Source organism: Novosphingobium lindaniclasticum LE124, assembly GCF_000445125.1.
Classification (GTDB): Bacteria; Pseudomonadota; Alphaproteobacteria; order Sphingomonadales; family Sphingomonadaceae; genus Novosphingobium; species Novosphingobium lindaniclasticum.
Genome location: NZ_ATHL01000075.1, coordinates 1 through 22,827 on the forward strand (window position 1 = coordinate 1; position 22,827 = coordinate 22,827).

Here is a 22,827-nt window from a genome sequence, read left to right on the forward strand (position 1 = left end):
CCAGCCCGCCCGGCGGCCGCTTCGGCCCGAGCTGTTCGCCATTTGGACGCCTCGACGGTGCAATTTATGAGTTTACGCCCTAGTGTGCGTTGCAGGTTTTGAAATGTCTGGATTTCCACGGATGGAAACTGGAGCGGGCGAAGGGATTCGAACCCTCGACCCCAACCTTGGCAAGGTTGTGCTCTACCCCTGAGCTACGCCCGCTCTGGCGTTTCGGAGACTTTCGGCGAACCGGAAAGTCCCTATGTGAACTGGAGCGGGCGAAGGGATTCGAACCCTCGACCCCAACCTTGGCAAGGTTGTGCTCTACCCCTGAGCTACGCCCGCTCTGACGTTCAAGACCTGCTGGAGTTTCCGGCAGGTCCGGGGTGGAGGCGCGCCACTAGCAGTGACCCTTGGGGGCTGCAAGAGGAAAATCGAAAGAATTTTCAAAATCCAGGGATAACGGCATTTTCCGGGTGAGCGGAGCTGCAGGCGTGACAGTGCCCCTCTCCACGGGCCGAACCAAAACCGAGATCCACCCTTCACAAATCCGTCCCGAAGGACGATCTAAGGTGCCATTCGTTTTTCACGCCATTCGTTTCACGGGAGCACGTATCTTGGCCAGCATGGGTCTCAACCTCGACGAACAGAAGGCGGTCGACCGGTTCCGCAAGACAGTGGCCGAACCGTCCATGACGAAGCTGGTGATCCTCGATTTCTGGGCCGAATGGTGCGGTCCCTGCAAGGCGCTGACCCCGGTGCTGGAGAAAGTCGCCGAGGACTATGCCGAGAAAGGCGTGGTCCTCGCCAAGGTCAATGTCGACGAAGAGCAGTTCATCGCCTCGCAGTTCCAGGTCCGCTCGATCCCCACGGTCTATGCGATCTTCCAGGGCCAGCCGGTAGCCGACCTGACGAACGCCCGCACCGAATCGCAGCTCAAGCAGACGCTGGACCAGCTGCTGTCACAGCTTCCGGTTCAGCCCGACGGCGCGGAGCCGCAGCAGGACCTCGCCCCGCTGATCGCCATGGGCGAGGAAGCCCTTGCCGAAGGCGACGGTGAACGCGCCGCCTCGATCTTCATGCAGATCCTCGAACTGGCGCCGGAGAACGCCGAAGTCGTCGCCGGCTTCGTGCGCGCGCTGGTGCTGTCGGGACGCGTCGAGGAAGCCGAGCAGGTGCTCGCCAGCCTCGATCCCGCCCTCGCCGCCGATCCGCTCGTCGAGCGTGCCCGTTCCGCGCTGGCGCTGGCCAAGGACAAGCCCGAGGACAGCGAACTGGCCGCCCTGCGCGCCGCCGCTGCCGAGCGCCCCGCCGACATGGATGCCCAACTCGCTTTCGCCAACGCGGCCTTCGCCGCCGGAGAGCGCGATGCCGCCGCCGATACCCTGCTGCGCATGGTCGCCGGCGACCGCGAATGGAACGAAGGAGCCGCGCGTGCCAAGCTGCTCCAGATCTTCGAAGCGACCGGGCTGGAAGATCCCTGGGTTTCGACCACCCGCCGCAAGCTTTCCACCATTCTGTTCGGCTGACGGTGGCACGGATCACCATCTTCCCGCTTCCGGGCGCGGTGCTCTATCCGGGGCTGCAATTGCCGCTCCATATCTTCGAGCCCCGCTACCGGGCGATGGTGAGCGATGCCCTCGCCCGCGACCGGCGCATCGGCATGATCCAGCCGCAGCGCCCGGTGGAGGGCGCGCCGCTGTTCTCGGTCGGCTGCCTTGGTCGGATCGGTGATGTCGAAGCGCTCGAAGATGGCCGCTTCAACATCGTGCTGACGGGCGAATCGCGCTTTCGCCTGCTGCGCGAACTCGACGTGACGACGCCGTTCCGCCAGATCGAGGCCGAACTCCTGCCCGAACGCGACAACGAAGTGCTCGCGCCCATCGAGCGGGCCAGCTTCGAACGCGAGGCGAAGCGTTTCGCCGATGCCCAGGGCTATGCCGTGGACTGGGACCAGGTCGGCCGGCTGGACGATCAATCCTTGATCAACGGCGTCTCGCAGATCGCGCCCTTCGATGCCGCCGCCAAGCAGGCGCTGCTGGAGGCCGAGACTCTGCCTGCGCGTTGTGAGCTACTGGTGCAGCTCATGCAGTTCTTCGGCCGACATTCGGATGACGATGACGAGGGGGTGACCCTGCAGTAGGCGCAGCGACGTACTCGCGGCTCATCGTCTCCACACGTCGTCAACAGCTTCCATGGGATGGCTGGGTGATCCCTGGGCTGCGCACTTCAGCGCTTGCCTTTACCGGGCAGCCGGGCCTGGCTCTCCAGCACGCGCTCTCGCATGTAGAGTTCCTGCGCTTCCTGCGATGAGAGGCCATCGCTGCCGTAGCGCTCCGCTAGGGAGCCGATCTGCTGCCGTTCCTTACGCAGCGTCTTGGCATCCCGTTTCGACAGCCGCCCGGACTCGCGGCCTTCCCGTATCGTGCGATCGATCTTGCGCAAGTCGAGGCGATAACGCGCCTCGTCGGCGGCCGCCTCGGCTCTTCGATAGGTCTCGGTGCCGGGCTGCGGCGCCGGAGGTCCGACGATCTGTGCCCCCGCGCCCGAGGCAGCCAGCAGCAGCATTCCGGCGGCACCGGCAGACAGCCAGCGGAGCATCCCACTCTCCCTTGCAAGGAGAGGCGAGCATGACGCAAACCGCTGAACCTTCGGTGAACTTTCCGCCTACTGCAGCAGGACCGTCTTCACACCATCGATCACATATTGCGCCGCCAACGCTGCCAGCAGCACGCCAAGGAGCCGCGTGATCACGGCTTCGACTTTGTCCCCGAGCACACGCATGAGCGGGCCGGCGGCAGCAAGCGCGCCGAAGCTCAGCAACATGACGGCAAGCATGGCGACGAGGATTGCCGCCGTCTGCTCGGCGCCATGCGCGCGCGAGGTCAGCAGCATGATCGTCGCGATCGAGCCCGGTCCCGCCAGCATCGGCATGGCCATGGGAAACACCGAGACGTCGTCGATTTCCGGCGTCTCCGCATTGTGGGCGATGATCTTTTCGGCACGCTCCTCACGGCGCTGGGTGCGCTTTTCGAAGACCATGTCGATGGCGATCATGAATAGCATGATGCCGCCGGCGATGCGAAAGGCGTTGAGTTCGATATGGAGCGCGCCCAGCAGCCGCGCGCCGAACAGTGCGAAGACCACCAGGATGGCACTCGCGATCAGGCAGGCCCGCGCCGCCATGGAGATCGCCTGCGAGCGGCTGGCGTCGGCGGACAGTCCGGCATAGATCGGCGCGCAGCCCGGCGGATCGATCACCACGAAAAGCGTGACGAAGGCGCTGAGAAAAACTTCGTACATGCCGTTCATCATTCCTTGGGCGCGGCGACTTCGCTGCGCAACACTTCGGTCATCGCGCCGTTCTTCAGCAGCGAGACCTGAAGCCAGCGCGAGTGATCGGCGTTGACGTGATAGCTCCAGGACAGCGTGCCGTCCTTGGACCGCCCCCGACCGTCCATGCCGGGCGCCAGCGTCTTCCTGTCGCGCTCCACCACGAGTTCGTCGCCGCGCGGCCCGCGAACGCAATCGGCGACCGAAGCGGAAAGCATGGCCGGCTCCTTGAGCGCTTCCGCCAGGGAGTCGCCCTGATCGAGAACCCAGCGATAGTCGCCCTTCTTGCGCTTCTGCCAGATCGTCGTGAAATAGCCGACCGATCCGTCCGGGCGCTGCCAGGCGCCCTTGGTGACGCCCAGCGTGCCGTCGCAGCTCATCCAGACCTGATAGGGCTGCCACTGCACCGGCGCCGCCGGTTCCTGGCGGCCGCTCAGCCAGTCCTTGGCACGAACCGGCTCGGGAACGAACATCACCGCTTCATCGTCGGCATATTCGTCGAAGGCCTGCCACTGGCCCTTTTCGCGCGCGGTTCTGGCAAAGGCGATCTCCGCCGCGACAAGGGCGCTGGGATTGGCCGTGCCTGCTCCGGGCGCGTAGTCCGGCCGTTTGCGCGCGGCGGCGGGGGCGGCGGTGAGCGCGAGCAACGCGGCCCCACCCACCACGGCCGCCCGAACCCGGCGCGGCGCCCGGTTCAAAGCTTGCTCTCGTCCAGCGAGAGACCGGCATTGCGGTGGGCGGCGACCACCGTGTTGCGCAACAGGACGGCGATGGTCATCGGCCCCACGCCGCCCGGAACCGGGGTGATCGCGCCTGCCGCCTGCGCGGCGGAGGCGAAGTCGACATCGCCCACCAGCCTGGACTTGCCTTCCTCGGCCCCCGGAACGCGGTTGATGCCCACGTCGATCACGGTAGCGCCCGGCTTGAGCCAGTCGCCCTTGACCATTTCCGGACGGCCGACCGCCGCCACCACGATATCGGCGCGGCGCACGACTTCGGGCAAATCCCTGGTGCGGCTATGGGCGACGGTGACGGTGCAGCTTTCCGCGATCAGCAGTTGCGCCATCGGCTTGCCGACGATGTTCGAACGCCCGATCACCACGGCGTCGAGGCCCGACAGCGACCCCAGCCGGTCCTTCAGCAGCATGACGCAGCCCAGCGGGGTGCAGGGCACGAAGCCCGGCAGGCCGGTGGCGAGCCGCCCGACGTTGACGACATGGAAGCCGTCCACATCCTTGTCGGGATTGATCGTCGCGATGACCTTCTGCTCGTTCATGTGCGAAGGCAGCGGCAATTGGACGAGAATGCCGTCCACCGCCGGATCGGCGTTGAGCCGCTCGACCACGGCCAGCAGATCGGCCTCCGAGGTATCGGCGGGGAGCTTATGTTCGAAGCTCTCCATCCCGGCTGCCAGGGTCTGCCTGCCCTTGTTGCGCACGTAGACCTGGCTTGCCGGATCCTCGCCCACGAGCACAACTGCGAGGCCCGCCTTGCGGCCGGCCCTCGCCTCGAAGTCGGCGGCCACGGCGGCGATGCGGGTGCGCAGGCGCTCGGCGAAGGCCTTGCCGTCGATGATGTTGGCAGCGGTCATGTCAGGCATAGGCCAGCGGCTGGAGGATCATGATCAGCACGTTGAGGCCGATGATCAGCACCATCGGCGAGAAGTCGATCCCGCCGGTATTGGGCATGATGCGTCGGATCGGGCCGAGGATCGGTTCCAGCAGCGCATTGAGCGCGCGCCAGACCGCTTCGACGAACCGGTTCTGGAGGTTCACCACGTTGAAGGCGATCAGCAGGCCCAGCACGAATTGCACGAGCACAAGGGTCGTGAGGATCTGGACAAGGTAGATTAGGGCGTTGATCACACCGCCGAGCATGGGCGTGGGGCCTTTCTGAGGAATGAATCGCCGCCTGATAGCCGAGGCGGGGGGCGGGGAGCAAGCGCAGGAACGGCGCAGGACGGTTCGGCGCAACACTCGGTTACAGAGCCACGCTCCGCGTGGTTATGCGCAGGCGGACCACCGGCACCCGATCCCTTTCCCGCCGCCGCGAGCCCGCGAAGCGGGAGAAGCGATCCAAAGCCGCGTAAACCGCTCCTGGATGGCCGGGCGGCTTCGGCGGCTCGCCATGACGAAGCGGGCGGTCTCGCACGGGACAAGATCAGGGGATTTCCGGCAGCGCATGCTCGCGGAGGCAAGGCCATGCCCCCCCGCATCAGGCCTAGCGCGTGACGGTCGACATCCGTTCGATGCGCCAGTTGAGCTGCTGTTCACTCGCGCCGGGCAGATCGTTGATCCGGCGCAGGACGATGCTGCCCCGGCGAGAGGGGCGCCCATCCGCAAAGTCCAGCACGACCGGCGCCTCGTAAAACAGCGTACCGGCCGCATTGCTGCTGTCGCCCCGGCCGAGCGCGATCCTCGGTCCGGCATCGCCGCCGAATTCCTCGGCCAACCGGTTCGGCGTCATCTGGGCATCGAGTGTCCACGCCTTGGCGGCGTCGTCCCAGTCGCCGATGCGCAGGGCATTGACATAGTAGCGCAGCAGGCGTTCGGGATCGCGGCGCTCACCCAGCGCGCTCTGGTCGAGCTGCGCGGCAAGGCCATTTCCGGCAGCTTCGGTGGCATCGCCGGAAGGTTCTTCGGAGGCGGCGACGGCTTCGCTTGCCGCGATCGACGCCTCGCTGCTGGACTGCGCGATCGGATCCTTGCCGCAGGCTGCAAGCAGGAGAGCGAAAGCAGAAACAGTGCTGGCGATGACGACGGTTTTGCGCATTTGGCTCGAAGTGCCTTTCAGCCGAACGGTTCCTCTTGCAGTGCGGCTCAGCCGGCCCGGATCAGGGTTCCGGCGCCTTCCTGCGTGAATATCTCCAGCAACATGGCATGGGAAACCCGCCCGTCAAGCACGACCGCGGCTTCGCAGCCGGCCTCCACCGCGTGGATGCAGGTTTCCAGCTTGGGGATCATTCCGCCCGAAATCGTCCCGTCCTGCTGCAGCTTGACGATGTCGCAAGGCGTCAGGTCGGTCAGCAGTTCGCCCTGCTTGTCGAGCACGCCGCGCACGTCGGTCAGCAGGAACAGGCGCGAGGCGCCGAGCGCGGCAGCGATGGCGCCCGCCATGGTGTCGGCGTTGATATTGTAGGTCTGGCCGTCTTCGCCCGGCGCGATCGGGGCGATGACCGGGATCATGCCGGCCGACGAAATCGTCTCGATCACGCCGATGTCGATCTTTGCAGGCTCGCCCACGAAGCCGAGATCGACGGCGCGTTCGATGTTGCTGTCCGGATCCTTGGCGGTTCGCTGCACCTTGCTGGCAGTGACGAGGCCGCCGTCCTTGCCGGAAATGCCCATGGCCTTCCCGCCAGCCTGCGCGATCCAGCCGACGATTTCCTTGTTTATGACTCCCGAGAGCACCATTTCCGCCACTTGCGCGGTCTGCTTGTCGGTGACGCGAAGGCCGTCGATGAAGCGCGATTCCACGCCCATGGTCTTGAGCATGGCGCCGATCTGCGGACCGCCGCCGTGGACGACCACCGGGTTGATACCCACCGCCTTGAGCAGCACCACATCCTCGGCGAAATCACGCGCCAGTTCAGGATCGCCCATGGCATGGCCGCCGTACTTCACGACGAAAGTGCGGCCGGCATAACGCTGCAGGTAAGGCAGCGCATCGACGAGCGTCTCGGCTTTGGAGAGCATGGCGGGATCGTGCGGAATCGGCATGGGGGCGCTTTAATCCCCCCGCACAGAAATAAAACCCGTTTCCGCGTGCGGACGACCGATTATTTCATTCTCCGTCCAGCTTCCGGCCCAGCTTGACGAAGAGCCAGATGAACGGCGGCACCATGATCGTCGAAAGCACCAGCTTCGAGATGATCTGTCCACCCATGATGTCCCACAGCGGCAGCACGCCTGCAAAGGAGATCGTGATGAAGATCAGCGTGTCCACCACTTGCGACAGCAGGCTGGCGATCCAGGCGCGCATCATCAGCATCCGCCCTTCCCGGCCGGCGGAAAGGCGCGAAAATACGGTGACGTTCAGCGTCTGCGACACGCCATACGATACGAGACCTGCAAACTGCATACGCGCGCCCTGGCCGAGCAGGCGGGCATAGGCCTCCTGATCGTCCCAGAACGGGGCAGGCGGAACGACGTGGATCACCAGGGTCAGCAGACACATGGAAACGATCAGCGGAATGAAGCCGAAGCGCACGAGGCGATTGGCGACGGTCGTCCCGTGCAGTTCAGCCACGGCGCTGGACAGCACGACGAGCAGCAGAAACGCGAAAATGCCCGATTCCACGGCGAGATCGCCCAGCACCGGCCATTGGCCCAGAGAGGCGATCTTGATGCCCAGAACGCCCGCCAGCACCACCAGCCCGCCATAGAGCGTGGAGAACACGAACATGGAGCGGGGAATGGTGATGGCGCGGGATTGCGCGCTTGCAGGGGCTTGCGGTTCCATGGCGATGCTCTAACGGGCGCGGAACAATTGCACTAGCCGTCATGAATGCGCCCCTTTAGGTTTGCGCACAGATTCAGCACGTATTTTCGGAGAAATGGGGACGATGCACGTCGCCTACAGCCTGCTCGGCATCGTTCTCATCATGGTCGCCGCCTTTCTGCTCTCCACCGATCGCCGGGCCATCCGTCTGCGCGTGGTCGGTGCCGCCTTCGCCCTTCAGGCAGGCCTTGCCGCGCTCGTGCTTTACGTTCCGCTCGGCAAGGACCTGCTGGGCGGCGCGGCCTCCGGCGTGGAAAGCCTGCTCGGCTATGCCCATGCTGGCGTGGACTTCCTGTTCGGCCCGCTCGCCAGCCCCGAGATCGGCGGCCGCAGCTTCGCCATCTCCGCCCTGCCGGTGATCATCTTCTTCGCCTCGCTGATCTCGATCCTCTACTACCTCAAGATCATGCCGCTGGTGGTCCGCTGGATCGGCGGCGGGCTGGAGAAGCTGACCGGCATCAGCAAAGTGGAAAGCCTCTGCGCCGCGTCGAACATCTTCGTCGGCCAAAGCGAAGCGCCCTTGGTAATCCGCCCTTACCTGGCCGCACTCAACCCTTCGCAGCTGTTCTGCGTGATGAGCGTCGGCCTGGCGGGCGTGGCCGGCACGATCCTGGCCGCCTATGCCTCGATGGGCATCCGCATCGATTACCTCGTCGCCGCCGCTTTCATGTCGGCGCCGGGCGGCATCTTCATGGCGAAGATGATCATGCCCGATCCGCGCCCTGTTTCGATTGCCTCTTCGTCCGGCGAAGAGGTGAACGTCCACGAAGGCACCCTCCCGCCCGCAGGCGCCGCCGCTGCCGCGCTGAACCGCGCCGACGTCACTCACCTGCCCGGCGTCCACATAGACGAACCCGAAGCCGTCGAGCACGAGGAAGAGAAGCCCGCCAACATCATCATGGCCGCCTCGCAAGGCGCTCAGACCGGCGTGAAGCTGGCAGTGGCAGTGGGCGCCATGGTGCTCGCCTTCGTGGCGCTGATCGCACTCGCCAACGGCCTCGTCGGCTGGGTCGGCAGCCTGTTCGGCTTCACCGGCGTAACCTTCCAGGGCCTCTTGGGCTACATCTTCGCGCCGGTGTTCTACCTGCTGGCGATGCCCGACTGGCACGAGGCCATGCAGGCCGGCAGCCTGTTCGGCAGCAAGATCGTGCTCAACGAATTCGTCGCTTTCATCGACCTCGGCCAGATGAGCGCGCTCAGCCCGCGCACCGTCGCCGTCGTTACTTTCGCGCTCTGCGGCTTCGCCAACTTTTCGTCGATTGCCATCCAGATGGCCGTCACTGGCAGTCTCGCCCCCAACCAGCGCCCGATCATCGCCCGCCTCGGCGTCCGCGCGCTTTGCGCCGGCAGCCTGTCGAACCTGATGAGCGCCGCGCTGGCCGGGCTGTTCCTGGGCCTGGCTTAAATCGAGATCTAGCGCCGGGCGCCCAGCGGTGCGCTGGAACATGCGCCCGGCCCACTCCCTTTTATTGCCTACTGCTCCGCGCGGCCTATATCGGAGGCATGACCATGACCGATCCGCGCTCGCTCCTCTACCGCCAGCTTTCGCCCGAGGACGCCCAGGCGCTCGCCGCCGAAACCTTGCGCAATTGCGAGGACGGCGAACTCTACATGCAGTTCATGGCGACCGAGGCCTTCGGCTTCGATGACGGGCGCCTGAAAACGGCGGACTATTCGCGCGATGCCGGCTTTGGCCTGCGCGGTGTCACCGGCGAGATGACCGGCTTCGCTCATGCCAACGAGATTTCCCCCGCCGCTATCCGCCGCGCAGGCGAGACGCTGCAACTGCTCGATCCCGCCGGCGCCGTGCGCGCCGCACCGCCGCAGAAGAGCAACCGTCACCTTTACACCCACGTCTCGCCGCTCGATCTGGTTCCTTTCGAGGAGAAGGTGAAGCTCCTGGAGACGATCGACGCCGCCGCGCGCGCCCGCGATCCCCGCGTCTCGCAAGTCAGCGCCAGTCTGACCGGCCAGTGGTCGGTAATCGAAATCGTCCGCCCTGACGGCTTCATCGCCACCGACGTGCGCCCGCTCGTGCGCCTCAGCGTGTCGATCGTCGCGGAAAGCAACGGCCGCCGCGAGACCGGCTCGTTCGGAATGGGCGGGCGCCATCTCTACGATTCGCTGTTCGCCCCCCCCAACTGGAACCGCGCGATCGACACCGCGCTGAACCAGGCGCTGGTCAACCTGGAGAGCGTGGACGCCCCCGCCGGCGAGATGACCGTCCTGCTCGCCCCTGGCTGGCCCGGCGTGATCCTCCACGAAGCCGTCGGCCACGGTCTTGAAGGTGATTTCAACCGCAAGGGCACGTCCGCCTTCGCAGGCCGCATCGGTGAGCGCGTCGCCGCGCCCGGCGTCACCATCGTCGACGACGGCTCGATCGCCGATCGTCGCGGCTCGCTGTCGATAGACGACGAAGGCACGCCCACGCAGGAGACCGTGTTGATCGAGGATGGCATCCTCAAGGGCTACATGCAGGACCGGATGAACGCGCGTCTCATGGGCGTCCAGTCCACCGGCAATGGCCGCCGCGAAAACTACGCCCATGCCCCGCAGGTCCGCATGACCAACACCTTCATGAAGGCCGGCCAGGACGATCCCGCGGAACTGCTCTCGCGCATGAAGAACGGCATCTTCGTCAAGTCGATGGGCGGCGGCCAGGTGGACATCGTCTCGGGCAAGTTCGTGTTCTCGTGCAACGAAGCCTACAAGGTCGAGAACGGCAAGCTGGGCGCCCCGATCAAGGGCGCCACGCTGATCGGCGACGGCCCCTCGGTGCTCACCCGCGTGACCGGCATCGGCAACGACCTCGAACTCGATCGCGGCGTCGGCGTCTGCGGCAAGGGCGGCCAGAGCGTGCCCGCGGGCGTCGGCCAGCCTACGCTGCTGATCGACGGGATCACCGTGGGCGGCACGGCGTGACGCGCTGAAACTGGCTGGGTTTTCCAAAGCGGCCTGCGGAATTTCAGCCCGTGTTCAGACGAACGGTGCCATAAGATCGGCATAGGGTTGGGAAAGTAAGGTAGAGACCATGTCACTGAAACATGTCGTCGGTGCCACGCTGCTCGCGGCCAGCCTGCTCGCCGCGCCCACCGTGAACGCTCGACAGAAACTGACCGGCGAGCAGCAGCTCGCCAAAATCCTCGATGGCCGGGTGGCCGGCAAGCCGGTGAGCTGCATTCCGCTGAATCAGACGCACAACACCCAGGTCATCGATAAGACCGCCATCGTCTACCGCATCGGCAGCACATACTACGTCAACCGGCCGAGTAATGCCGAGTCTCTGGATTCGGACGACATCCTGGTGACGAAGCTCTATTCGAGCCAGCTCTGCCGCCTCGATACGGTACAGCTTCGCGACCGGACGACGCCGAACATGTGGAACGGGTTCGTGGGATTGCAGGACTTCGTGCCTTACACGAAGCCGAAGACCACCGCAGCCCGGTAAGATCGACGCAATGCCCGAGGAAGCGGTCGGGGCGTAAGCCCCGGCCGCTCTTTCGTGCTGCCGATCGCCGAGCCGTCGCCCCAGCGTGAAGACCTCCGGCTCCGGGTACCGTTCGGCGTTTCGCAGCGGCAAGGGTGATCCCCGGCGGCACAGATCCGGGACCTCTTTTCCTGAATCAACCGTTCCTCGCAGCGCCCCCAGCGTGTACCTGCGGCGCTCCAACCCGCCGCCATCAAGGACGCCCGCATGGCCCTCGCTCGCAGCAAGATGCCCTCGCCGGTCGGCGAACTGACTCTGATCGCCAGCGACACCGGGCTCGTCGCCGTCCTCTGGGAGAACGACGATCCCGCCCGCGTGCGCCTCGGCGAAGTGCAGGACCACATCCACCACCCGATCCTGACCGAAACCGCCGCGCAACTGTCGGAGTACTTCGCCGGAGCGCGCCGCGCCTTCGATCTCCCGCTCGACTTCCACGGCACCGCTTTCCAGAAAAGCGTCTGGGCGCAGCTTCTCACGATTCCCTTTGGCGAGACCCGCAGCTACGGCGAGATCGCCCGGACTCTCGGCCGGCCCACCGCCGGCCGTGCCGTCGGTGCCGCAAACGGTCGCAACCCTATCTCGATCATCGCTCCCTGCCACCGCGTGGTCGGCGCCGGCGGCTCCCTCACCGGATTTGCCGGGGGGCTCGAGACCAAGGCCTTCCTGCTGAAGCTCGAAGGCCTCAAGCTTCTGCTCTGAAGCGAAAAAACCGGCCCCCCAAAGGAGACCGGCTCTTCGTGAATCATATCTGCAAGGGGATCATTCCCACTCGATCGTGCCGGGGGGCTTCGAGGTGTAGTCGTAGACTACGCGGTTGATGCCCTTGACCTCGTTGATGATGCGGGTGGCCACGCGCGAGAGGAAGCCGGCGTCGAAGGGGTAGATGTCGGCGGTCATGCCGTCGGTCGAGGTAACGGCGCGCAGGGCGCAGACGCTGTCGTAAGTGCGGCCGTCGCCCATCACGCCCACGGTCTTGACCGGCAGCAGCACTGCGAAGGCCTGCCAGATGGCGTCGTAAAGACCGGCGTTGCGGATCTCCTCCAGGTAGATCGCATCGGCCTTGCGCAAGATGTCGCAGCGTTCGCGAGTCACTTCGCCGGGGATGCGGATTGCCAGGCCCGGTCCGGGGAACGGGTGCCGGCCGACGAAAACATCGGGAAGGCCGAGTTCGCGGCCGAGCACGCGGACTTCGTCCTTGAACAGTTCCCGCAGCGGCTCGACGAGCTTCATGTTCATGCGCTCGGGCAGGCCGCCGACGTTGTGGTGGCTCTTGATCGTCACCGAAGGACCGCCGGTGAACGAGACCGATTCGATCACGTCGGGATAAAGCGTGCCCTGGGCCAGGAACTCTGCCCCGCCGATCTTCTTCGCCTCATCCTCGAAGACGTCGATGAAGGTCTTGCCGATGAATTTGCGCTTGGCCTCGGGGTCGGTGACGCCTTCCAGGCCCTTGAGGAACAGCGTCGAGGCATCGACGTGGACCAGCGGGATATTGTAGTGGCCGCGGAACAGGCTGACGACCTGCTCGGCCTCGCCCATGCGCAGCACGCCGCCATCGACGAAGACGCAAGTGAGCTGGTCGCCGATCGCTTCGTGGATCAGCAGTGCCGCGACGGCGGAATCCACCCCGCCCGACAGGCCGCAGATCACCCGCTTGTTGCCGACCTGGGCGCGGATTTCCTCGATCTTGGTCTTGCGGAACTCCGCCATCGTCCAGTCGCCGGAAAGGCCGCAGACGTGACGCACGAAGTTCTTGAGCAGCTTGCCGCCGTCGGGCGTATGCACGACTTCGGGGTGGAACTGCATCGCGTAGATGCGCTTCTCGTCGTTGGCGATCACGGCGAAGGGGGCGCCGGGGCTGGCCGCCACCGGGCGGAAGCCGGGGGCCAGGCTGGTCACCTTGTCGCCGTGGCTCATCCAGACCTGGTGGCTTTCGCCCTTGGCCCAGAGACCGTCGAACAGTGCGCAATCGTCACCGATCTCGATGAAGGCGCGGCCGAACTCACCCGAATCGCCCGAGAGCACTTCGCCGCCCAGCTGGTGCATCAGAGACTGCTGGCCGTAGCAGATGCCCAGCATCGGCAGGCCGCTGTCCAGGATCTCCGCCGGAATGCGCGGGCCGTTCTCATCCAGCACCGACGCGGGCGATCCGGACAGGATCACGCCGGCCGGGTTCATGCGGGCGAAGGCTTCCTTCGCGGCATTGAACGGCGCGATTTCGGAATAGACGCCGGCTTCGCGCACGCGGCGTGCGATCAGCTGCGTGACCTGACTGCCGAAATCGACGATCAGGATGGAATCGGACGTCTGCGTGGTCTGCTCAGGAGTCGGATTAGTCATGGCCGGCCACTATAGGGGGACAGTGCGGGTGTCCAGTATGCGCAAACGGATTTAGCCCCCGCGCCAGGCCAGACTCCCCACTTGCGTTTCTTGCAAGCAATATTGTTTCTTTTGACGTTGTGAAAATTCCAAGTGCGCCTATCTCGCACTTGCAGCATGCGCGATGAGAAGAGCCATGCATGCGATAAAACAAAACAAGATGTTTGCAGGAGCAATTCCATGACCATCGTCGAAAAGACGGTCGGTTTCGCCGCAGCGCTGGGTGTGAGCGCTCTGGCTTTTGCCGTCACCCTCATCTGAGGATCGGCAATTTTCCGGCTATACAGAAGGGCGGCCCTAGAGGCCGCCTTTTTTGCATATCGAACGGGCAGGAGCGTGCATCATTGACGCCTCTTTCGTGCGCCCGACGCAACTTGCCGCACCGGCCCGACCGCTGGGCGCCATCACGCTTGGACTCTGTGGAAAAGCCCTGAGTCGGACCCGGTTCTGCTTGGGTTTATGGCCACCGAACCCTATATACTCGCCATGGCAAGCACTGAAGACACCGTGCCTGAAAACGGCAAGAACCAGAACAGCTACGGCGCGGATTCCATCAAGGTCCTCAAGGGCCTCGACGCGGTTCGCAAGCGCCCGGGTATGTACATCGGCGACACTGACGATGGTTCGGGCCTGCACCACATGGTCTTCGAAGTCTCCGACAACGCCATTGACGAGGCACTGGCAGGTCACTGCGACCTCGTGCTGATCGAACTGAACGCGGATGGCTCCGTTTCGGTGGAAGACAACGGCCGCGGCATCCCCACCGGCATCCATGCCGAGGAAGGCGTTTCCGCCGCCGAAGTCATCATGACCCAGCTTCACGCGGGCGGCAAGTTCGAGAACACCTCGGACGACAACGCCTACAAGGTCTCGGGGGGCCTCCACGGCGTGGGCGTCTCGGTGGTCAACGCCCTGTCCGAATGGCTGGAACTCACGATCTGGCGCGAGGGCAAGGAACACTGGATGAAGTTCGCCAATGGCGATGCCGTAGCGCCTTTGGAAGTGCGCGGCGCTGCCCCGAAAGTGAGCGAGAACCCGGATGACAACGGCTTCAAGAAGGGCACCCGCGTGACCTTCCTCGCCTCGACCGAGACGTTCAAGAACGTCACCGAGTTCGACTTCGACAAGCTGGAGCATCGCTACCGCGAACTCGCCTTCCTCAATTCCGGCGTGCGCATCAAGCTGCGCGACAAGCGCCATGAGGAAGCCGTGGAGCACGACCTCTACTACGAAGGCGGCATCGGCGCTTTCGTGAAGTATCTCGACCGTAACAAGCAGGCGCTCATGCCCGAACCGATCGCGATCGGCGCGGACAAGGACGGCATCGGCATGGAAGTCGCTCTCGAGTGGAACGATTCCTATTACGAGAACGTGCTCTGCTTTACGAACAACATCCCGCAGCGTGACGGCGGCACCCACCTCGCCGCGTTCCGCGCCGCGCTGACCCGCACGCTGAACGGCTATGCCGAGCGTTCGGGCCTGCTCAAGAAGGAAAAGGTCTCGCTCTCGGGCGAGGACATGCGCGAAGGTCTGACCGCGATCGTTTCGGTCAAGCTGCCGGATCCCAAGTTCTCGTCCCAGACCAAGGACAAGCTGGTTTCGTCGGAAGTGCGCCAGCCGCTCGAATCGCTGATGGCCGACAAGATGAGCGAATGGCTGGAGGAAAACCCCGGCCACGCCAAGACCATCATCCAGAAGGTGGTCGATGCCGCCGCCGCCCGCGAAGCCGCCAAGCGCGCCCGCGAACTGACCCGCCGCAAGGGCGCGATGGACATCGCCTCGCTGCCCGGCAAGCTGGCCGATTGCCAGGAACGCGATCCCAGCAAGTGCGAACTGTTCCTGGTCGAGGGTGACTCCGCAGGCGGCTCCGCCAAGCAGGGCCGCGACCGCAAGATCCAGGCGATCCTTCCGCTGAAGGGCAAGATCCTCAACGTCGAGCGTGCGCGATTCGATCGCATCATCTCCTCGAAGGAGGTCGGCACGCTGATCCAGGCCATGGGCACCGGCATCCGCGACGATTTCAACCTGGAAAAATTGCGCTACCACAAGATCGTCATCATGACCGACGCCGACGTCGACGGCGCGCATATCCGCACGCTGCTGCTGACCTTCTTCCACCGCCAGATGCCGGACATCATCCGTGCCGGGCACCTCTTCATCGCCCAGCCGCCGCTCTACAAGGTCGCCAAGGGCCGCAGCGAAGTCTACCTGAAGGACAATGCCGCACTCGACCGCTACCTGGTAGAAGCCGGACTGTCCGGCCGCGTTCTCGAAAGCAGCGGCGGCGCGCGCATGGGTTCGGACCTTGAAGCTCTGGTCGAACATGCCATCCGCATGCGCAACATCATGGCCTTCGTGCCGCGCCGCTTCGATCCGGTCATCATCGAGGCCCTGGCCATTTCCGGTGCGCTCGCGCCCGACCTTTCGGCCTCCGAGCGTTCGACCGCCTTGGCCCGGGCCACCGGCTGGCTCGACCGCGGCGACCCGGAAGCCCGGTGGACTGCCCGCCTCACCGAGGCCGGCAACCTCGAAATAGAACGCCTCTGGCGCGGCGTTACCGATCACCACAAGATCGAGGCCGGCTTCATCGCCAGTGCCGAAGCCCGCAAGCTGGCCCGCATCGCTGCCGAAAACGCAGAGGTCTACGCCGGAACCGCGCGCCTCGTGCGCGCCGGCACCGAGACGGTCGAAACGGAAGCGCCCGAAGGCGACGACGATACGCCGGTCACGCGCCCCATCGCGGGCGGCGACACGATTAGCCGCCCCTCGCAACTGCTCGACGCGGTGCTGGCCGCCGGCCGCAAGGGCCTGTCGATCCAGCGCTACAAGGGTCTCGGCGAAATGAATGCCGACCAGCTCTGGGAAACCACGCTGGATCCGGAGAACCGGGCGCTGCTCCAGGTCAAGGTCGAGGATGCCGACGTCACCGACGAAATCTTCACCCGCCTCATGGGCGACGTGGTGGAACCCCGCCGCGACTTCATCCAGGAAAACGCGCTGAACGTCGCCAATCTCGACGTCTGATCTTTCGGAAAACGGTTTCGTGAAAAGAAACCGTTTTCCTACACCCCCTCGTCGGGCTTACTTGATCGGCCTTTCTCAACCAAGGAGAGGCCGATGTTCCACCGCAAGCCGATTTTCGACGAAGTGCGCCTGTTGCTCGGGCGCGGATTCACGTCACACGAAGTCGCTGCGCTCGACCGGGCGATCGATGAAGCGCTGGCATCGGGCCGATCTCCCAGCGAAACCGAACTGACGCTGGGATCGGCCGGGCGCGCCCTGATCCAGAAGTGGGAAGGTTGCGCAAGGCGGCGCGCCGACGGGCTTTTCGAAGCCTATCCCGATCCGGGCAGCAAGGATGGCCAGCCCTGGACCATCGGCTGGGGTTCCACAGGCCCGGACATCGTACGCGGAACGGTCTGGACCCAGGTCCAATGCGACGCACGTTTCGAGCGCGAGATCCTGCGGTACGTCCGGGACGTCATCGCTGCGATCGATAGCGCCGCGACTTCATCCCGCCAGTTCGATGCACTGGTCTCCTTCCACTACAACACCGGGGCCATCGCCACGGCGACCTTGACCAAGCTGCACCGCCAGGGCCGCTTCGCCGAGGCCGCCATGCAATTCGGCAAGTGGATCTACAACGACGGCAAAGTGCTGGAAGGCTTGAAGCGCCGCCGCGCGGAAGAAGCGGCACTCTATATGTCCCAATGAGCGGCGCCGCCGAGTGATGCCTGCAAGTCATGGCGGCCGGCAGCAGGCTGGCCGCCATCAAGCGCTATTGCGCGATCGAGGGTACCCCGTCCTTGCGTGCGCCTTCGTTCACGGCATCGCGGCTGCGGGGATTGGCCACGGCGGCGGCGATCAGGCGATCGTGTTCCTCCGAGGAAATGCGCTCCCAGCCCGCCCGGCCCAGCTTCTCCATCGGACGGAAGCGGACTTTGTACTGCATGCGCGGTGCACCCTCGACCCAGTAGCCCAGGTAGACGTAAGTCAGCCCCATGTCGGTAGCGCGATCGATGTGATCCAGGATGATATAGGTTCCCAGCCCCTGACGATCGTGGTGGGGATCGTAGAAGCTGTAGATCATCGACAGGCCGTCGCACTGGCGGTCGGTGAGGCACGCCCCCACGAGACGACCGGGGGTGATGCCGTCGCTGGACGGTTCGCGGTATTCGATCACGTAACTGGTGACGGGAGTATGCTCGACCATGTCCGCGAAATCGACTTCGTCCATCGCCGTCATCCCGCCTTCCGGATGGCGCACGGCAAGGTAGCGCTGGAGCAGATCGAATTGCTCGCTGGTGGACCATGGGCGGCAGACGGTGGCGACGAGATCGCCATTGCGCTTAAGCAGGCGCTTCTGGGTTCCGGAGGGGGCGAACTCTCCCGCAACCACGCGAACGGAAATGCAGGCGTTGCAGTCGAGGCAGGAGGGGCGATAGGCGACGGTCTGGCTGCGCCGGAAGCCGATGCGGCCCAGCGCGTCGTTCAGCGAATCGGCATGAGGGCCCTTGAGTTCGGTAAAGACCTTCCGCTCGCTGCGGCCCGGCAGATAGGGGCACGGAGCCGGACTGGTCACGAAGAACCGGGGGAAACGAACGGGTGCCGTCACGGACGAAACTGATCCTCTAGCAGGGTGGAAGCCGCCGCCATGCCGACGCTGCTCCCGAGTTAGCCTTGAATATGCATAGCCGCTGCGCCGGTTGAAAGCGTTTTAACCACGAAAGGCGCCCGAGCCGTACCGGAATCGCGACCAAGTGGGTGGAGATATCGCTCGGTTGTCCCGCTTTGGTTCTTTCTCGCTCCCGGATGTTAGCAGATCAGGCCTGCGCAGTTAACGCCCGACCGGCCACTTTGCCTCTGGAGCGTCCGTTTTCGAACAGGCACTCCGTCCAGCAGCGGAAGACGGATCTTCCGCTGCCTTATTGTAGACGGTTTTCGACGAACCGATTCGCGGAGCTACTCGGTTTCGACCTGCTTCACTTCGTAGCCTTCCCGCCGCAGTGCCGCCACCAGGGCATCGAGCTGCGCCTTGTCGCGCGCCTCGCACTCGATCTCGGTGACGAGTCCCTTGGCGGGCAAGTGCGTGAAGATGCGCTGATGGAAGACCTCGATGATGTTCACGTTGTGCTCGTGGAACACCTTGGCCACCTTGAACAGCGCGCCCGCGCGGTCCTGCAGGCCGATCCGCAGGCGGGCGAGACGCCCCGAACGCGCGAGATCGCGCAGCAGCACGTTCGCCAACAGGCGGGTATCGATATTGCCGCCGGACAGCACGATGCCGACCTTGCGCCCTGCGAACAGCTCGGGATTGGCCATGACCGCAGCCAGACCCGTGGCGCCAGCGCCTTCCACAAGCGTCTTCTCGATCTGGAGCAGCAGGGCGAGCGCGCTCTCGATACCCGATTCGCTGACGAGCAGGAACTCGTCCAGCAGATCGCGCAGGACAGTGGACGTGAACTGCCCCGGCGCAAAGACGGCGATGCCTTCCGCCAGCGTATCGCCGCCGATCGGCAGGCTGGTACCCTTGAGCAGGTTGTACATCGAGGGATAGAGCTGCGCCTCCACACCGACGAGGCGGATGTCCGGATTGATCGCGCGCGCCGCCGTGCCCATGCCCGTGGCGAGACCGCCGCCGCCGATCGGCAGGACCAGGGTGTCGAGGTCGGGCACGTCCTCCAGCATTTCCAGCGCCACGGTGCCCTGCCCGGCCGCGACGTGCGGGTGGTCGAAGGGGTGGATGAACGTCAGGCCCAGCTCCGCCTCCAGCTTGCGGGCATGCGTATAGGCTTCATCGAAGCTCTCGCCTTCCAGCACGACTTTGCCGCCAACGCTTTCGGTCTGCATGACCTTCACCGTGGGCGTGGTGCGCGGCATCACGATGGTCACCGGCACGCCCAGCCGGGTGCCGTGATACGACAGGCCCTGGGCGTGATTTCCGGCGGAAGCGGCGATCACGCCGCGCGACTTGCGCTCCTCATCGAGCAGCAGCAGGGCATTGAGGGCGCCGCGTTCCTTGTAGGCGGCGGTGAACTGGAGGTTTTCGAACTTGAGCCAGATATCCGCGCCGGTGATCGCGCTGAGCGTGGTGGAATGCAGAGTTGGGGTACGGACGACCTTGCCGATAATGCGCATCGCTGCCGCACGAACGTCTTCGGCAGTCAGCGTAGCCTCTTCGGGTTCCGCAGCGATCTTGAGCAATGGCTGTTCCATGGTGGCGCGCCTAAAGGAAACTGCGTCCGATGGAAAGGCGAACGCTCGGAAAAATTCCTTCGCGGGTTTTCTCAGGCAATATTGTTTCCCGAATGGAGTCATCGCGGGGTTCCGAACACCTCCAGCCTTGTCATTGCGAGCGGGACTGGAAGGCGGCAAATGCAGCGAGATCACCGGGAAAGGCCGCTTCGTCGGATTTCTCTCCCTCGCCCGGTTTGCTTTCGTGCAAAAAGCGCTAGAACGCTTGCCATGAGCGAAAAACGCAAGGTTTCCTTCATCGGCCTGGGTGTCATGGGCGGCGCGATCGCGCGGCATATCGCCTTGGCCGGTCATGAACTCACCATCTTCAATCGCTCGCCGGAGCGGGCGCGAAAGTGGTCGCAGGACAATCCCGGCCTTGCGCATCGCATTGCCGCGAATCCGGCCCATGCCGCTCAGGACGCGGACGTCGTCATCACTTGCGTCGGCAACGACGACGACCTCTCGGAAGTCGTGCTCGGCCCCAATGGCGTGTTCCGCATGCTCAAGAAGGGCGGCGTCTTCATCGATCACACGACGGTTTCGGCCCGCATCGCCCGCCAGATCTCGGTCGAGGCGCGGGACTTGCGCATCCACTGCGTCGATGCGCCGATGACCGGATCGCAGATCGGCGCGGAAAAAGGCACCCTCACCCTGATGTGCGGCGGCCGGGATGAGGCGATCGAGGCCGCGCACCCGGTGATGGAAGCCTATTCCAGCCGTATCGTCCACGTCGGCAAGGCGGGATCCGGTCAGATCGCCAAGATGGCCAACCAGATCTGCATCGCCGGCAATGTCGCCGCACTGGCCGAAGCCGTGCGCTTCGCCCAGGCCTCGCACCTCGACATGGACAAAGTCTACGAGGCGATCTCCGGCGGCGCCGCCCAGTCCTGGCAGATGGACAACCGCTGGAAGACGATGAACGACGACCAGTTCGACTTCGGCTTCGCGATCGACTGGATGCGCAAGGACCTGGGCCTCAGCCTCGACGAAGGGCGCGGGCTTGGCGTCTCGCTGCCGGTGGCGGCGCTGATCGATCAGTTCTTTGCCGACATCCAGGCGCAGGGCGGCGGCCGTCTCGACACCAGCGCCATCATCAAGCGTCTCCCCAAGAAGGGTATCAAGTGAATCCCACGAAAGGCGCAGCCTTCGCGCTGCTGCTCGCTTCCACCGCCGTCGCGGCAAGCCCCGCGCTGGCACCTTCCGCTTTGGCAGACGTGCTGGTGGACAATGTCGACGGCGTCACGGCGGACGGCAAGGGCGGCGTAGAGCGCTTCGAAGGCTTTCTGATCGGCAACGACGGACGCATCGCCGAAGTCTACCGGCATGGCGACAAGCGGCCCAAGAAGGTCGACTATCAGGTGGACGGCAAGGGCCGCGTGGTCGTGCCGGGGATGATCGATGCCCACGGGCACGTCATGGGCACCGGCTTCGCCAAGATGACGCTCGACTTGTCGATGGCCAAGACTCTCGACGAAGCGCTGTCGCGCATCTCGGCCTGGGCTGCGGCGCATCCCGATGCGCCGTGGATTCTCGGCAGCGGCTGGAACCAGGTGCAGTGGGGGCTGGACCGCATGCCGACCGCTGCCGAACTGGACGGCGCGACCGGCGGCAAGCCCGCCTGGCTCACCCGCGTCGACGGCCATGCCGGCTGGGCCAACTCGGCCGCGATCTCCGCCGCCGGGGTGACCGCGACGACCGCCGCGCCTGCCGGAGGGGAAATCTTGCGGAGCGCCGGCAGCAAGCAGCCCTCCGGCGTCTTCGTGGACGGCGCCATGGCGCTGATCGAGGCGAAGATGCCCCGGCCTCGCCCCGAAGATCGCGACGCCGCGCTTGGCGAAGCCCAGCTGGCGCTGCTGGCGCAGGGCGTCACCGCCATCGCCGACATGGGCACCTCGATCGAGGACTGGCAGTCGATGCGCCGCACCGCCGACGACGGCCGCTTGCGCATCCGCATCGTCTCCTACGCGGACGGGGTGGACAACATGACGCTGATAGGCGGCCCTCGCCCGACGCCGTGGCTCTACGGCGATCATCTCAAGATGAACGGCGTGAAGCTCTACCTCGACGGAGCGCTGGGCTCGCGCGGGGCCTGGCTCAAGCAGCCTTATGCCGATGCCGCAGGCACCAGGGGCCTGCCGCGCATGAACGAGACGCAGCTGAGCAACCTGATGAGCCGCGCGGCGATGGACAATTTCCAGGTCGCCGTCCACGCCATCGGCGATCAGGCCAACGCCACGGTGCTCGATTCGATCGAGGAGCTTTCCGCCACCTACAAGGGCGACCGCCGCTGGCGCATCGAACATGCGCAGATCGTCGATCCCGCCGATCTGCCGCGCTTCGGCAAGTTCGGCACGATCGCCTCGATGCAGCCGCAGCACGAAGCCTCCGACCGGACGATGGCCGAAGCCCGGCTCGGCCCGAACCGCCTGGGGGGCGCCTATGCCTGGAAGTCGATCGCGGCCACGGGCGCGAAGCTGGCGTTCGGTTCGGATACGCCGGTAGAGCCTGCGCAGCCTTTCGTCGGCCTGGCCGTGGCGGTCACCCGCCAGGGTGCGGACAACCAGCCCTTCAACGGCTGGCAGCCGCAGGAAGCATTAAGCCGAGAAGCCGCACTTGGCGCCTATACCACCGGCGCCGCCTACGCGATGTTCGCAGAGGATCGCCTCGGCCGCATCGCCAAGGGTTATCGCGCGGACTTTCTTTTCGTGGATGCCGATCCGATGCTGGCAACGCCGGACAAGCTGCGCGCCACGCGGGTTCTCGAAACGTGGATCGACGGGAAGCTCGCCTGGTCGGCCGCCAAGGACCGGATGATCGCCAAGGATGCGGCCAAGGACGCGGCCAAGGACTCTGCGGCTCGTTGATGCCGGGATCGGGGCGGGAGATCAGCGATCTCCTGCCTCGCTCCG

Annotated in this window: 22 protein-coding genes and 2 tRNA genes; 11 read left to right on the top strand and 13 right to left on the bottom strand. The window is 65.1% G+C overall.

Going from position 1 to position 22,827, the window contains the following annotated elements:
- Positions 1–129: 129 nt before the first annotated feature.
- Positions 130–204: transfer RNA gene (locus L284_RS34610), tRNA-Gly, on the bottom strand.
- A gap of 48 nt (positions 205–252) precedes the next feature.
- Positions 253–327, bottom strand: a tRNA-Gly gene (locus tag L284_RS34615).
- Between the two features lie 281 nt (positions 328–608).
- Between L284_RS34615 and trxA the strand changes: the two genes are divergently transcribed.
- Both trxA and L284_RS34625 read left to right on the top strand, forming a co-directional pair.
- A complete protein-coding gene (gene trxA, locus L284_RS34620) occupies positions 609–1,511 on the top strand; it encodes a thioredoxin (protein WP_021233890.1) in 903 nt (300 codons plus the stop codon).
- A 2-nt stretch (positions 1,512–1,513) separates the two neighbouring features.
- Positions 1,514–2,125, top strand: a complete 612-nt coding sequence (locus L284_RS34625) for an LON peptidase substrate-binding domain-containing protein (protein WP_021233891.1) — start codon at positions 1,514–1,516, stop codon at positions 2,123–2,125.
- An 86-nt stretch (positions 2,126–2,211) separates the two neighbouring features.
- Here the strand turns inward: L284_RS34625 and L284_RS34630 are convergent, their stop codons facing one another.
- The 8 genes from L284_RS34630 to L284_RS34665 all read right to left on the bottom strand — a co-directional run bounded on the left by L284_RS34630 (position 2,212) and on the right by L284_RS34665 (position 7,776).
- Complete coding sequence (locus L284_RS34630) at positions 2,212–2,583, bottom strand: invasion associated locus B family protein (RefSeq protein WP_021233892.1); 372 nt, start codon at positions 2,581–2,583, stop codon at positions 2,212–2,214.
- 66 nt (positions 2,584–2,649) lie between these two features.
- A complete protein-coding gene (locus L284_RS34635) occupies positions 2,650–3,285 on the bottom strand; it encodes a MarC family protein (RefSeq protein WP_031342055.1) in 636 nt (211 codons plus the stop codon).
- Positions 3,286–3,293: 8 nt separating this feature from the next.
- Positions 3,294–4,013, bottom strand: a complete 720-nt coding sequence (locus L284_RS34640) for a hypothetical protein (protein WP_235054353.1) — start codon at positions 4,011–4,013, stop codon at positions 3,294–3,296.
- On the bottom strand, positions 4,010–4,906 hold the full coding sequence (folD, locus tag L284_RS34645; RefSeq protein WP_031342059.1) for a bifunctional methylenetetrahydrofolate dehydrogenase/methenyltetrahydrofolate cyclohydrolase FolD: 897 nt from the start codon (positions 4,904–4,906) through the stop codon (positions 4,010–4,012). The genes L284_RS34640 and folD overlap by 4 nt, the downstream gene beginning before the upstream one ends.
- Position 4,907: 1 nt before the next feature.
- Entirely contained in the window at positions 4,908–5,192 is a 285-nt protein-coding gene (locus L284_RS34650; protein WP_021233896.1) for a YggT family protein, read from the bottom strand.
- Positions 5,193–5,535: 343 nt separating this feature from the next.
- The gene (locus tag L284_RS34655; RefSeq protein ID WP_021233897.1) at positions 5,536–6,087 is read right to left on the bottom strand and encodes a hypothetical protein; all 552 of its coding nucleotides are present in this window, start codon (positions 6,085–6,087) and stop codon (positions 5,536–5,538) included.
- A 47-nt stretch (positions 6,088–6,134) separates the two neighbouring features.
- A complete protein-coding gene (gene argB / locus L284_RS34660; RefSeq protein ID WP_021233898.1) occupies positions 6,135–7,034 on the bottom strand; it encodes an acetylglutamate kinase in 900 nt (299 codons plus the stop codon).
- Positions 7,035–7,098: 64 nt separating this feature from the next.
- Positions 7,099–7,776, bottom strand: a complete 678-nt coding sequence (locus L284_RS34665; protein WP_021233899.1) for a queuosine precursor transporter — start codon at positions 7,774–7,776, stop codon at positions 7,099–7,101.
- 103 nt (positions 7,777–7,879) lie between these two features.
- On the opposite strand from L284_RS34665, the gene L284_RS34670 reads away from it, so the two are divergent.
- The 4 genes from L284_RS34670 to L284_RS34685 all read left to right on the top strand — a co-directional run bounded on the left by L284_RS34670 (position 7,880) and on the right by L284_RS34685 (position 12,001).
- A complete protein-coding gene (locus L284_RS34670; RefSeq protein ID WP_031342063.1) occupies positions 7,880–9,220 on the top strand; it encodes a NupC/NupG family nucleoside CNT transporter in 1,341 nt (446 codons plus the stop codon).
- Between the two features lie 98 nt (positions 9,221–9,318).
- Positions 9,319–10,737 carry a metalloprotease TldD gene (tldD, locus tag L284_RS34675; protein WP_021233901.1) on the top strand — a complete coding sequence of 473 codons (1,419 nt, stop codon included), beginning with the start codon at positions 9,319–9,321 and terminating at the stop codon, positions 10,735–10,737.
- A 109-nt stretch (positions 10,738–10,846) separates the two neighbouring features.
- Complete coding sequence (locus tag L284_RS34680) at positions 10,847–11,263, top strand: hypothetical protein (protein WP_021233902.1); 417 nt, start codon at positions 10,847–10,849, stop codon at positions 11,261–11,263.
- Between the two features lie 246 nt (positions 11,264–11,509).
- A complete protein-coding gene (locus L284_RS34685; protein ID WP_021233903.1) occupies positions 11,510–12,001 on the top strand; it encodes a methylated-DNA--[protein]-cysteine S-methyltransferase in 492 nt (163 codons plus the stop codon).
- A gap of 60 nt (positions 12,002–12,061) precedes the next feature.
- On the opposite strand, the gene guaA is transcribed toward L284_RS34685, so the two are convergent.
- On the bottom strand, positions 12,062–13,642 hold the full coding sequence (gene guaA, locus L284_RS34690; RefSeq protein WP_021233904.1) for a glutamine-hydrolyzing GMP synthase: 1,581 nt from the start codon (positions 13,640–13,642) through the stop codon (positions 12,062–12,064).
- 156 nt (positions 13,643–13,798) lie between these two features.
- Between guaA and L284_RS48215 the strand changes: the two genes are divergently transcribed.
- From L284_RS48215 to L284_RS34700, 3 genes are all read left to right on the top strand, one after another.
- Positions 13,799–13,942 (top strand): hypothetical protein, encoded by a 144-nt coding sequence (locus tag L284_RS48215; RefSeq protein WP_160172116.1) that lies wholly within the window; start codon positions 13,799–13,801, stop codon positions 13,940–13,942.
- A gap of 225 nt (positions 13,943–14,167) precedes the next feature.
- Positions 14,168–16,705 carry a DNA topoisomerase (ATP-hydrolyzing) subunit B gene (gene gyrB, locus L284_RS34695; RefSeq protein ID WP_031342065.1) on the top strand — a complete coding sequence of 846 codons (2,538 nt, stop codon included), beginning with the start codon at positions 14,168–14,170 and terminating at the stop codon, positions 16,703–16,705.
- Positions 16,706–16,798: 93 nt separating this feature from the next.
- Positions 16,799–17,395 (top strand): lysozyme, encoded by a 597-nt coding sequence (locus L284_RS34700; protein ID WP_021233906.1) that lies wholly within the window; start codon positions 16,799–16,801, stop codon positions 17,393–17,395.
- Positions 17,396–17,459: 64 nt separating this feature from the next.
- On the opposite strand, the gene L284_RS34705 is transcribed toward L284_RS34700, so the two are convergent.
- Positions 17,460–18,296 carry an arginyltransferase gene (locus L284_RS34705; RefSeq protein ID WP_031342066.1) on the bottom strand — a complete coding sequence of 279 codons (837 nt, stop codon included), beginning with the start codon at positions 18,294–18,296 and terminating at the stop codon, positions 17,460–17,462.
- A 347-nt stretch (positions 18,297–18,643) separates the two neighbouring features.
- Positions 18,644–19,897, bottom strand: coding sequence for a threonine ammonia-lyase (locus tag L284_RS34710; RefSeq protein WP_021233908.1), 1,254 nt, complete (start codon positions 19,895–19,897; stop codon positions 18,644–18,646).
- Between the two features lie 249 nt (positions 19,898–20,146).
- Between L284_RS34710 and L284_RS34715 the strand changes: the two genes are divergently transcribed.
- Together L284_RS34715 and L284_RS34720 are read left to right on the top strand one after the other, a co-directional pair.
- The gene (locus L284_RS34715; RefSeq protein ID WP_021233909.1) at positions 20,147–21,043 is read left to right on the top strand and encodes an NAD(P)-dependent oxidoreductase; all 897 of its coding nucleotides are present in this window, start codon (positions 20,147–20,149) and stop codon (positions 21,041–21,043) included.
- Between the two features lie 26 nt (positions 21,044–21,069).
- The gene (locus L284_RS34720; RefSeq protein ID WP_407635843.1) at positions 21,070–22,782 is read left to right on the top strand and encodes an amidohydrolase; all 1,713 of its coding nucleotides are present in this window, start codon (positions 21,070–21,072) and stop codon (positions 22,780–22,782) included.
- The last annotated feature ends 45 nt before the right edge of the window (positions 22,783–22,827 follow it).